The organism is Rhizobacter sp. P2_H3 (assembly GCF_056403355.1).
Genome location: NZ_JBFUFQ010000186.1, coordinates 1 through 11,664 on the forward strand (window position 1 = coordinate 1; position 11,664 = coordinate 11,664).

Here is an 11,664-nt window from a genome sequence, read left to right on the forward strand (position 1 = left end):
ACGCACGACCTTGGCCGCGCCGCGGCGCTTCGGGTCGATCACGACCAGCGTCGACAGGCCGGTCACTTCATCGAGCTGCTTGGCGACCGTGACACCTTCCTCGACGTTCTCGAACTTCGCCTTGCCGGCGAATTCCGTGATGATCGGGCGGGTCAGCGGATCCCAGTTGGCCAGCACCGTGCCAGCCTTGAGCTGCTGGTCGGGCTTGATGTTCAGGATCGCGCCGTACGGCACCTTGTGGCGCTCACGCTCGCGACCGTGCTGGTCGGCGATGATGATTTCACCCGAGCGCGAGATCACGACCAGGTCGCCCTTGCCGTTGGTCACGTAGCGCATCGTCGCGTTGAAGCCGATGTGGCCATCGGACTTCGCATCGACGCTGGACGCCACCGCCGCACGCGAAGCCGCGCCGCCGATGTGGAACGTGCGCATCGTCAGCTGCGTGCCCGGTTCGCCGATCGACTGCGCCGCGATCACGCCGACTGCCTCGCCGCGGTTCACCAGGCCGCCACGACCCAGGTCGCGGCCGTAGCACTTGCCGCACAGGCCGAAGCGCGTGCCGCAGGTCAGCGCGGTGCGCACCTTCACTTCGTCGACGCCGGCGGCTTCGAGGCCGTCGAGTGCGTCTTCGTCGAGCATGGTGCCGCCGGTCAGCAGCTGTTCACCCGTTTCCGGATGCAGCACCTCGATCGCGGTGACGCGGCCGAGGATGCGGTCGCGCAGCGATTCGATCACTTCGCCACCTTCGACCAGCGCGCGCATGTTGATGCCGTTCTGCGTGCCGCAATCGTCTTCGGTGACCACCAGATCCTGCGTCACGTCGACCAGTCGACGCGTCAGGTAGCCGGAGTTCGCCGTCTTCAGCGCCGTGTCCGCGAGGCCTTTTCGGGCGCCGTGGGTGGAGATGAAGTACTGCAGCACGTTCAGGCCTTCACGGAAGTTCGCCGTGATGGGCGTCTCGATGATCGAGCCGTCCGGCTTGGCCATCAGGCCGCGCATGCCGGCCAGCTGGCGGATCTGCGCAGCGGAGCCGCGCGCACCCGAGTCGGCCATCATGTAGATGGAGTTGAACGACTCCTGGTCGACTTCCTTGCCGTGACGATCGAGCACGCGCTGCTTGGCCAGCTGGCTCATCATGACCTTGCCGACTTCGTCGCCGGTCTTGCCCCAGATGTCCACGACCTTGTTGTAGCGCTCGCCGGCGGTGACGAGACCCGAGACGTACTGCTGCTCGATCTCCTTCACTTCCTTCTCGGCGCGGTCGATCAGGCCCGGCTTTTCCTTCGGCACGAGCATGTCGTCGATCGCGATCGAGATGCCGGCGCGCGTGGCCAGGCGGAAGCCCGACTGCAGCAGCTTGTCGGCGAACACGACCGTTTCCTTCAGACCGCACTTGCGGAACGAGGTGTTGATCAGGCGCGAGATTTCCTTCTTCTTCAGCGCCTTGTTGATGTTCGAGAACGGCAGGCCCTTCGGCAGGATCTCGGACAGCAGCGCACGGCCGACGGTGGTGTCGACGAGCTTGGTTTCCGACACGAACTCGCCGGTCACCTTGTTCTTCGTCCACTCGGTCAGGCGCACGCTGATCTTCGCGGTGACTTCGACTGCGGCGTTGTCCAGCGCGCGCTGCACTTCGACGACGTCGGAGAAGATGATGCCTTCGCCCTTGCCGTTGATGCGCTCGCGGGTCGCGTAGTACAGGCCCAGCACCACGTCCTGCGACGGCACGATCGACGGTTCGCCGTTGGCCGGGAACAGCACGTTGTTGGAGGCCAGCATCAGCGTGCGGGCTTCCATCTGCGCTTCGATCGACAGCGGCACGTGGACGGCCATCTGGTCACCGTCGAAGTCGGCGTTGAACGCAGCGCACACCAGCGGGTGCAGCTGGATCGCCTTGCCTTCGATCAGCACCGGCTCGAACGCCTGGATGCCCAGGCGGTGCAGCGTCGGCGCGCGGTTCAGCATCACCGGGTGTTCCTTGATGACTTCTTCAAGGATGTCCCACACCACCGGCGTGCCCGATTCCACTTCCTTCTTCGCCGCCTTGATGGTGGTGGCGATGCCCATGGCTTCCAGGCGCGAGAAGATGAACGGCTTGAACAGCTCGAGCGCCATCAGCTTCGGCAGGCCGCACTGGTGCAGCTTCAGCGTCGGGCCGACCACGATGACCGAACGGCCCGAGTAGTCGACGCGCTTGCCCAGCAGGTTCTGGCGGAAGCGGCCGCTCTTGCCCTTGATCATGTCGGCCAGCGACTTCAGCGCGCGCTTGTTGGCACCGGTCATCGCCTTGCCGCGACGGCCGTTGTCCAGCAGCGAGTCGACCGCTTCCTGCAGCATGCGCTTCTCGTTGCGCACGATGATCTCCGGCGCCTTCAGTTCGAGCAGGCGGGCCAGGCGGTTGTTGCGGTTGATGACGCGACGGTAGAGGTCGTTCAGGTCCGACGTGGCGAAGCGCCCGCCGTCCAGCGGCACCAGCGGACGCAGGTCCGGCGGCAGCACGGGCAGCACGTTCATCACCATCCACTGCGGCTTGATGCCCGACTTCTTGAAGGCTTCCATCACCTTCAGGCGCTTGGAATTCTTCTTGACCTTCAGCTCGGAGCCGGTCATGTCGCCGCGCAGGCGCTCGATCTCGACATCGAGGTCCATCTCGGCCAGCAGCTTCTGCACGCCTTCGGCGCCCATCAGCGCGACGAACTCGTCGCCGAACTCGGTGCGCTTCGCGTCGTAGTCGTCTTCCGACATGATGCTGAACTTCTTCAGCGGGGTCATGCCGGGGTCGACCACCACGTACGCTTCGAAGTACAGCACGCGCTCGATGTCGCGCAGCGTCATGTCGAGCACCAGGCCCAGGCGCGACGGCAGCGACTTCAGGAACCAGATGTGCGCGCACGGCGCCGCCAGGTCGATGTGGCCCATGCGGTCACGGCGAACCTTGGTCTGCGTCACTTCGACGCCGCACTTCTCGCAGATCACGCCACGGTGCTTCAGGCGCTTGTACTTGCCGCACAGGCACTCGTAGTCCTTGATCGGGCCGAAGATCTTGGCGCAGAACAGGCCATCGCGCTCCGGCTTGAAGGTGCGGTAGTTGATGGTCTCCGGCTTCTTCACTTCGCCGAACGACCACGACCGAATTTTCTCGGGGGAAGCCAGCCCGATCTTGATGGCATCGAAATGCTCATCAGGGGTGAACTGGCGGAACAGATCAAGCAAACCCTTCATGTTCTGTTTCCTTTTCTTTAGTTGCGCTCGAGCTCGATGTCGATACCGAGCGAACGAATTTCCTTGACCAGCACGTTGAACGACTCCGGCATGCCGGCCTCGATCGCGTGCTCACCCTTGACGATGGACTCGTACACCTTGGTGCGGCCGTTCACGTCGTCGGACTTGACGGTCAGCATTTCCTGCAGCACGTAGGACGCGCCGTAGGCTTCCAGGGCCCACACTTCCATTTCGCCGAAGCGCTGGCCACCGAACTGGGCCTTGCCGCCCAGCGGTTGCTGCGTGACCAGCGAGTACGGGCCGGTGGAACGGGCGTGCATCTTGTCGTCGACCAGGTGGTGCAGCTTCAGCACGTGCATGTAGCCGACCGTGACCGGACGCTCGAAAGCGTCGCCGGTGCGTCCGTCGTACAGCGTGGCCTGGGTGCGCGTGGCCGTCAGGCCCTTGACCTTGGCGATCTCGTCCGGGTAGGCCAGCTTCAGCATGCCGCGGATTTCCTCTTCGGCCGCACCGTCGAACACCGGCGTCGCGAACGGCACGCCCTTGCTCAGGTTGCCGGCCATCTCGAGGATCTCGTCGTCGCTCAGGTGGTCCAGGCGCTCGGTCTTGCCGCCCGACTTGTTGTAGAGCTCGTCGAGGAACTTGCGCAGCTCGGCCACCTTGGATTGCGCCTGCAGCATGTCGCCGATGCGCTGGCCGATGCCCTTGCCGGCCCAGCCCAGGTGGACCTCGAGCACCTGCCCGACGTTCATCCGCGACGGCACGCCCAGCGGGTTCAGCACGATGTCGCACGGCGTGCCGTCGGCCATGTGCGGCATGTCCTCGATCGGGTTGATCTTGGACACGACGCCCTTGTTGCCGTGGCGGCCGGCCATCTTGTCGCCGGGTTGCAGGCGGCGCTTGACGGCCAGGTACACCTTCACCATCTTCAGCACGCCGGCCGGCAGCTCGTCGCCCTGCGTGAGCTTCTTGCGCTTCTCTTCGAACGCGAGGTCGAAGCTGTGGCGCGTCTGCTCCAGCGAGTTCTTGATCGACTCGAGCTGGTTGGCGATGTCGTCGTCCGCCGGGCGGATGTCGAACCAGTGGTACTTCTCGACGCTGGCCAGGTAGGCCTTGTCGATGGCGGTGCCCTTGGCGATCTTCTGCGGGCCGCCGTTGGCGATCTTGCCCGACAGCAGCTTCTCGATCCGGTCGAACGCGTCGGCCTCGACGATGCGCAGCTGGTCGTTCAGGTCGAGGCGGTAGCGCTTCAGTTCATCGTCGATGATCTGTTGCGCGCGCTTGTCGCGCTGGATGCCTTCGCGGGTGAAGACCTGCACGTCGATGACGGTGCCGCTGGTGCCCTGGTCGACGCGCAGCGAGGTGTCCTTCACGTCGGAGGCCTTCTCGCCGAAGATCGCGCGCAGCAGCTTCTCTTCCGGCGTCAGCGTGGTCTCGCCCTTCGGCGTGACCTTGCCCACCAGCGTGTCGCCCGGGTTGACCTCGGCGCCCACGTAGACGATGCCCGACTCGTCCAGGCGAGCCAGTTGCTGCTCGCTCAGGTTCGGGATGTCGCGCGTGATTTCTTCCGAGCCCAGCTTGGTGTCGCGTGCCATCACCACCAGTTCCTCGATGTGGATCGAGGTGTAGCGGTCGTCGGCGATCACGCGTTCGCTGATCAGGATCGAGTCTTCGAAGTTGTAGCCGTTCCAGGGCATGAACGCGACCAGCATGTTCTGGCCGAGCGCCAGCTCGCCGATGTCGGTCGAGGCGCCGTCGGCGATGATGTCCTCGGCTTCGACCTTGTCGCCGCGCTTGACGATCGGACGCTGGTGGATGTTCGTGTTCTGGTTCGAACGCTGGTACTTGATCAGGTTGTAGATGTCGACGCCGACTTCACCGGCCACCGTCTCGTTGTCGTTGACGCGGATCACGATGCGGTTGGTGTCGACGTAGTCCACGACACCGCCGCGGCGCGCGGCCACGACCGTGCCCGAGTCCTTCGCGGCGACGCGTTCGACACCGGTACCCACCAGCGCCTTCTCGGGGCGCAGCGTCGGCACGGCCTGGCGCTGCATGTTGGCGCCCATCAGCGCGCGGTTCGCGTCATCGTGCTCGAGGAACGGCACCAGCGAGGCGGCCACCGAGACGATCTGCGTCGGCGCCACGTCCATGTACTGGATGCGCTCCGGCGAGGTCAGGATCGATTCGCCGTTGTCACGCGCGGAGACCAGCTCGTCGATCAGCTTGCCGTCGGCGTCGAGCGAGGCGTTGGCCTGCGCGATCACGTACTTGCCTTCCTCGATGGCCGACAGGTAATCGATCTGCATCGTCACCTTGCCGTCGGCCACGCGACGGTACGGCGTCTCGAGGAAGCCGTACTCGTTGAGCTGGGCGTACAGGGCCAGCGAGTTGATCAGGCCGATGTTCGGGCCTTCCGGCGTCTCGATCGGGCACACGCGGCCGTAGTGGGTCGGGTGCACGTCGCGGACTTCGAAGCCGGCGCGTTCGCGGGTCAGGCCGCCCGGGCCCAGGGCCGAGACGCGACGCTTGTGCGTGATCTCGGACAGCGGGTTGGTCTGGTCCATGAACTGCGACAGCTGCGACGCACCGAAGAACTCCTTCAGCGCCGCGGAGATCGGCTTGGAGTTGATCAGGTCGTGCGGCATCAGCGCTTCGGTCTCGGCCTGGCCGAGGCGTTCCTTGACGGCCTTCTCGATGCGGGCGAGGCCCGAGCGGTACTGGTTCTCGGCCAGCTCGCCCACGCAGCGCACGCGACGGTTGCCCAGGTGGTCGATGTCATCGACTTCGCCGCGGCCGTTGCGCAGCTCGACGAGGATCTTCACGACGTCGAGGATGTCGTCGTTCGACAGCGTCATCGGGCCTTCCGGCACGTCGCGGCCGACGCGGGCGTTGAACTTCATGCGGCCCACGCGCGACAGGTCGTACGTGTCGGCGTTGTAGAACAGCCGGTTGAAGAGCGCCTCGACGGCGTCTTCGGTCGGCGGCTCGCCGGGGCGCATCATGCGGTAGATCGCGACGCGCGCAGCCAGCTGGTCGGCCGTTTCATCGGCGGCCAGCGTCTGCGAGATGTAGGCGCCTTCGTCCAGCTCGTTGGTGTAGAGGCACTGCATCTCCTTCACACCGGCGCTGCGCAGCTTCTTCAGCAGCGAGTCGGTCAGCTCGTCGTTCGCCTTCGCGATGATCTCGCCGGTGTCCGGGTCGACCATGTTGCGGGCCAGCACGCGGCCGACCAGGAAGTCTTCCGGCACGCTGATGAACTGCGTCTCGCTCTGCTCGATCTGGCGCGTGTGGCGCGCGGTGATGCGCTTGTCCTTCTCGACGACGACGCTGCCGTTCTTGTCGGTGATGTCGAAGCGGGCCACTTCGCCGCGCAGGCGGTCGGCGACGAACTCCATCTGGGCACCGGAGTCCATCAGGCGGAAGTTGTCGAACACGAAGAAGTTCGCGAGGATCGATTCCGGGTTCAGGCCGATGGCCTTCAGCAGGATCGTCACCGGCATCTTGCGGCGGCGGTCGACGCGGAAGTACAGGATGTCCTTCGGGTCGAACTCGAAATCGAGCCAGGAGCCGCGGTACGGAATGATGCGGGCGCTGAACAGCAGCTTGCCCGAGCTGTGGGTCTTGCCCTTGTCGTGCTCGAAGAACACGCCCGGCGAGCGGTGCAGCTGCGAGACGATCACGCGCTCGGTGCCGTTCACGATGAACGAACCGTAGTCGGTCATGAGCGGCACTTCGCCCATGTAGACCTCTTGTTCCTTGATTTCCTTGACCGTCTTCGCCTGCGGCGACTCGCGGTCATAGATGATCATCTGCAGCTTGGCACGCACCGCGGCGGCGTAGGTCAGCCCGCGCTGCTGGCACTCCCGCGTGTCGAACGCGGGCTTGGCCATGTTGAACTCGATGAACTTCATCTCCACGAACCCGTTGTGCGACACGATCGGGAAAGCGGAGAGGAAAGCGGCCTGCAGGCCTTCAGGCTTGCGTTTCTGCGGAGCGACGTCCTTCTGGAGGAAGGCGACGTACGACTCCTTCTGCATCGTCAGCAGATAGGGAACGTTGAGGACACTCTCGCGCTTGCCGAAGCTCTTGCGAATCCGCTTGCGCTCGGTGTAGCTGTAGGGGGTTGCGTGCTGCGCCATATGTGATTTCTCACTCCGTATCGGGGAACAGAGCCGGGCCCAGGCCTGCTCCCGTCGGCGACTGTCTTTCGAACATTGCGTTCGACGCTTGGTGGCTGGCCACTACCAACCGCTGGCGGACAACCCCGGCATTGCACCGGAGTCCGACCAAACCCGTTCTCTGCAGTCGGATCAGAGAACACTTGAAAAGGAGGGGAGGATCGACATTGTCGTCGTTCCCGCCCTTTCAGGTGTCCTCAGGGGGACAAACCCCTGAAGCGCAAAAGGCTGGGGCCGAAAACCGGCACCCAGCCTCGTGCTGACAGGCCGAATTACTTGATTTCGGCCTTGGCGCCAGCTTCGACCAGCTTCTTGACAGCGGCTTCGGCGTCGGCCTTGGGGATGGCTTCCTTGACGGGCTTCGGAGCGCCGTCGACCAGGTCCTTGGCTTCCTTCAGGCCCAGGCCCGTCAGTTCGCGCACGGCCTTGATGACCGACACCTTGTTCGCGCCGGCTTCGAGCAGCACGACGTTGAATTCGGTCTTTTCTTCAACGACAGCAGCAGCAGCGCCGCCGCCACCGCCGCCACCGCCGGTGGCCATGGAAGCGGCGGTCACGCCGAACTTCTCTTCGATGGCCTTGACCAGGTCGTTGAGTTCCATCACCGACATGCTGTCCAGCGAGGTCAGGAATGCGTCTTTATCGAATGCCATTTTGGTTCCTAGATATCAGGTAAAGGTTGAGAGGGTCGTCTTCAGGCCGGGACAGCTTCGGCGGCGGGGGCTGCTTCTGCAGCACCTTCGCCACGTTGCTTGGCCAGGGCGGCCAGGACGGCGGCCGTGCGCTGCACCGGTGCCATCAGCAGGCCGGCCAGCTGCGACAGCAGCACTTCCTTGCTGGGAATGCTGGCCAGGGCCTTCACGCCGTCGGCGTTCAGGACCTTGCCGGCGTACGCACCAGCCTTGATGACGAGCTTGTCGTTGCCCTTGGCAAAGTCGGCGATGACTTTGGCCGCGGCAACGGGGTCCTCGGAAAAACCGTAGATCAGCGGGCCGACGAAGCTTTCCGCAGCCACCTCGAACGACGTACCGGCAACGGCACGGCGAGCCAGGGTGTTCTTCAGCACGTGAAGGTACACGCCCTTGTCGCGCGCCTGCTTGCGCAGGGTGTCAAGGTGAGCCACGGTGAGGCCACGGTACTCGGCCAGCGCCAACGTCTGTGAACGCGCGACTTGCGCGGCCACATCCGTCACCACGGCTGCTTTCTCGTTGCGATTGAGACTCAAGGTCTGCTCCTCACACATCGTGTCCGTCCGCATGAAGCATCAGGACACACCACGATTCAGCGACCTCTGCCTTGGAACCAGGGTTCCTTGCCAGTGGGATCGCCATCTGCGCGGGCTTCGGATCGGGTGTCGCCACCGTCTCGTCGATTAAGCGGCCCGGGGGCCACGCCTGCGGTCTTGGATGACCTGGCCCGGCTTTCACCGGACCAGCCCACCAATTCATCGGACCGGCACCAGACTCGTGCCGACCCTCGATTTCTTATCTGTCGGATCGGATCAGGCGGCCACTGCGGACGCGTTGATCGAAGCGACATCGACGCGGGCGCCGACGCCCATCGTCGACGACACCGCCACCTTGCGCAGGTAGATGCCCTTGCTCGATGCCGGCTTGGCCTTGTTCAGGGCCTCGATCAGCGCGCGCAGGTTGCCCACCAGCTTGTCGGCGTCGAACGAGCGACGGCCGATGGTGCTGTGGACGATACCGGCCTTGTCGACGCGGAACTGCACCTGGCCGGCCTTCGCGTTCTTCACCGCGGTGGCCACGTCGGGCGTCACGGTGCCGACCTTCGGGTTCGGCATCAGGCCGCGCGGGCCGAGGATCTGGCCCAGCGTACCGACGATCCGCATCGTGTCCGGCGAGGCGATCACGACGTCGAAGTTCAGGTTGCCGGCCTTCACCTGTTCGGCGAGGTCGTCCATGCCGACGATGTCGGCGCCGGCGGCACGGGCTTCTTCAGCCTTGGCGCCTTGCGCGAACACCGCGACACGCTTGGTCTTGCCGGTGCCGTTGGGCAGCACGACGGCGCCACGAACGACCTGGTCGGACTTCTTGGCGTCGATGCCGAGTTGCACGGCCACGTCGATGGATTCATCGAACTTGGCGGTCGCGCATTCCTTGACGATGGCCAGCGCGTTGTCGATGGCGTACAGCTTGGTGCTGTCAACCTTGCCGGCGACGGCCTTTTGGCGTTTGGTCAGCTTGGCCATGCTCAGACTCCTTCAGTGGTCACGCCCATCGAGCGGGCGGTGCCTGCGATCGTGCGAACGGCGGCATCCATGTTGGCTGCCGTCAGGTCCTTGACCTTGGTCTTCGCGATCTCTTCGAGCTGGGCACGGGTGATCTTGCCGACCTTGTCGGTGTGCGGCTTGGCCGAGCCCTTGTCGAGCTTGATCGCCTTCTTGATCAGCACGGTCGCCGGGGGCGACTTCATGATGAACGTGAAGGACTTGTCCGCGAACGCGGTGATCACGACCGGCAGCATCAGGCCGGGTTCCAGCCCCTGGGTCTGCGCGTTGAACGCCTTGCAGAACTCCATGATGTTCAGGCCGCGCTGGCCGAGGGCCGGGCCGATCGGGGGCGACGGGTTGGCCTTGCCGGCCGGTACTTGCAGCTTGATGAAGCCGACAATCTTCTTTGCCATGATTTCTCCAGAGAGGCCTGCCTTGGCAGACGGGCCTTGAGTGCCAACGCAAGGGGCTGGTTACCCTTGCTCCTCGTACCGGTGTCTCGTCACCGGCATCAACGGGATGGCCTTTGCAAGTTGCCTTGCCGGGCCGCCATCCGGGCCCGAATTCTTCAGGCCGTCAGACCTTCTCGACCTGCGAGAAGTCGAGCTCGACCGGCGTGGCGCGGCCGAAGATCGTGACCGAGACGCGCACCTTGGACTTGTCGTAGTTGACGTCCTCGATCGCGCCGTTGAAGTCGGTGAACGGGCCTTCCTTGACGCGCACCAGTTCGCCCACTTCCCACTCGACCTTCGGGCGCGGCTTCTCGACGCCTTCCTGCATCTGGGTGACGATCTTCATCACCTCGGCTTCGGAGATCGGCGCCGGGCGGTTCTTCGCACCGCCGACGAAGCCGGTGACCTTGCTGGTGTGCTTCACCAGGTGCCAGGTGTCGTCGGCCATTTCCATCTCGACCAGCACGTAACCCGGGAAGAAGYGGCGCTCGGTCACGGCCTTCTTGCCGTTCTTCAGCTCGACGACCTCTTCCATCGGCACCAGGATGCGGCCGAACTTGTCCTGCATGCCGGCGCGGTCGATGCGCTCGCGCAGGTTGCGCTCGACGGCCTTCTCCATGCCCGAATAGGCATGCACCACGTACCAGCGCTTGTTGCCGGCCGGCGCCAGGGGCGCGGGCACGGCTTCGGCGGCGGTTTGCTCGTTGGGCTGTTGTTCACTCATCAGGATGTCCTCAACGCTTCCAGCCCAGGATCAGGTCGTACAGCACCCATTCGAGCGTCTTGTCGGTGAACCACAGGAACAGCGCCATCACGACCACGAAGGCGAAGACGTACAGCGTCATCTGGGTCGCTTCCTTGCGGCTCGGCCAGACGACCTTGCGGACTTCGCGCGACGAATCCTGCCCGAAGGCGATCAGCTGCTTGCCGCTTTCGGACGTGAAGAACAGCCCGACGGCAGCCACCAGCAGCAGCACCAGGGCGCCGACGCGCAGCCAGAGATCCTGCTTGCCGAGCGCATAGAACGCCGCCACGGCCACGATCACCAGCACGCCGGAGGCGGCGAGCTTGGCCTTGTCAGTGCCCGTGGAGACGGTTTCGACTTGTGGATTCGACATTTCGCTCTTCAAAAAACATGTGCCGCTTTTCAGCAGCAAAGCCCGCCGGGGCTTTTCGTCGCCGTGCGGGCTGCTTGGGCCACCAATCTCAACCCCACCAACTTCACCGATTGGCAGGGGCAGAGGGAATCGAACCCCCAACCTCTGGTTTTGGAGACCAGCGCTCTGCCAGTTGAGCTATACCCCTGTGGCCTTCAAACGCAAATTACTCGAGGATCTTGGCGACGACGCCGGCGCCGACGGTGCGGCCGCCTTCACGGATGGCGAAGCGCAGGCCTTCTTCCATCGCGATCGGGGCGATCAGCTTCACCGTGATGCTCACGTTGTCGCCAGGCATCACCATTTCCTTGTCCTTCGGCAGCTCCACCGCGCCCGTCACGTCCGTCGTGCGGAAGTAGAACTGCGGCCGGTAGTTGTTGAAGAACGGCGTGTGGCGGCCGCCTTCTTCCTTGCTCAGC

Annotated in this window: 9 protein-coding genes and 1 tRNA gene; all 10 read right to left on the bottom strand. The window is 64.4% G+C overall.

Annotated features, from left to right (window positions below):
- A partial coding sequence (rpoC, locus tag AC1D1T_RS24645; RefSeq protein WP_477992651.1) for a DNA-directed RNA polymerase subunit beta' occupies positions 1-3,222 on the bottom strand: 3,222 nt, incomplete at its 3' end.
- Positions 3,223-3,239: 17 nt separating this feature from the next.
- Entirely contained in the window at positions 3,240-7,364 is a 4,125-nt protein-coding gene (rpoB, locus tag AC1D1T_RS24650) for a DNA-directed RNA polymerase subunit beta (protein WP_047510957.1), read from the bottom strand.
- A gap of 311 nt (positions 7,365-7,675) precedes the next feature.
- On the bottom strand, positions 7,676-8,056 hold the full coding sequence (gene rplL, locus AC1D1T_RS24655) for a 50S ribosomal protein L7/L12 (protein ID WP_047510954.1): 381 nt from the start codon (positions 8,054-8,056) through the stop codon (positions 7,676-7,678).
- 41 nt (positions 8,057-8,097) lie between these two features.
- Positions 8,098-8,628 (bottom strand): 50S ribosomal protein L10, encoded by a 531-nt coding sequence (rplJ, locus tag AC1D1T_RS24660; RefSeq protein WP_047510976.1) that lies wholly within the window; start codon positions 8,626-8,628, stop codon positions 8,098-8,100.
- A gap of 276 nt (positions 8,629-8,904) precedes the next feature.
- Positions 8,905-9,615, bottom strand: a complete 711-nt coding sequence (gene rplA / locus AC1D1T_RS24665; RefSeq protein ID WP_047510951.1) for a 50S ribosomal protein L1 — start codon at positions 9,613-9,615, stop codon at positions 8,905-8,907.
- Between the two features lie 2 nt (positions 9,616-9,617).
- Complete coding sequence (gene rplK / locus AC1D1T_RS24670) at positions 9,618-10,049, bottom strand: 50S ribosomal protein L11 (RefSeq protein WP_047510949.1); 432 nt, start codon at positions 10,047-10,049, stop codon at positions 9,618-9,620.
- Between the two features lie 163 nt (positions 10,050-10,212).
- On the bottom strand, positions 10,213-10,812 hold the full coding sequence (gene nusG / locus AC1D1T_RS24675) for a transcription termination/antitermination protein NusG (RefSeq protein ID WP_477992652.1): 600 nt from the start codon (positions 10,810-10,812) through the stop codon (positions 10,213-10,215).
- A gap of 10 nt (positions 10,813-10,822) precedes the next feature.
- Complete coding sequence (secE, locus tag AC1D1T_RS24680) at positions 10,823-11,206, bottom strand: preprotein translocase subunit SecE (RefSeq protein WP_047510946.1); 384 nt, start codon at positions 11,204-11,206, stop codon at positions 10,823-10,825.
- A 111-nt stretch (positions 11,207-11,317) separates the two neighbouring features.
- Positions 11,318-11,393: transfer RNA gene (locus AC1D1T_RS24685), tRNA-Trp, on the bottom strand.
- Positions 11,394-11,411: 18 nt separating this feature from the next.
- A partial coding sequence (locus AC1D1T_RS24690) for an EF-Tu C-terminal domain-related protein (protein ID WP_477991569.1) occupies positions 11,412-11,664 on the bottom strand: 253 nt, incomplete at its 5' end.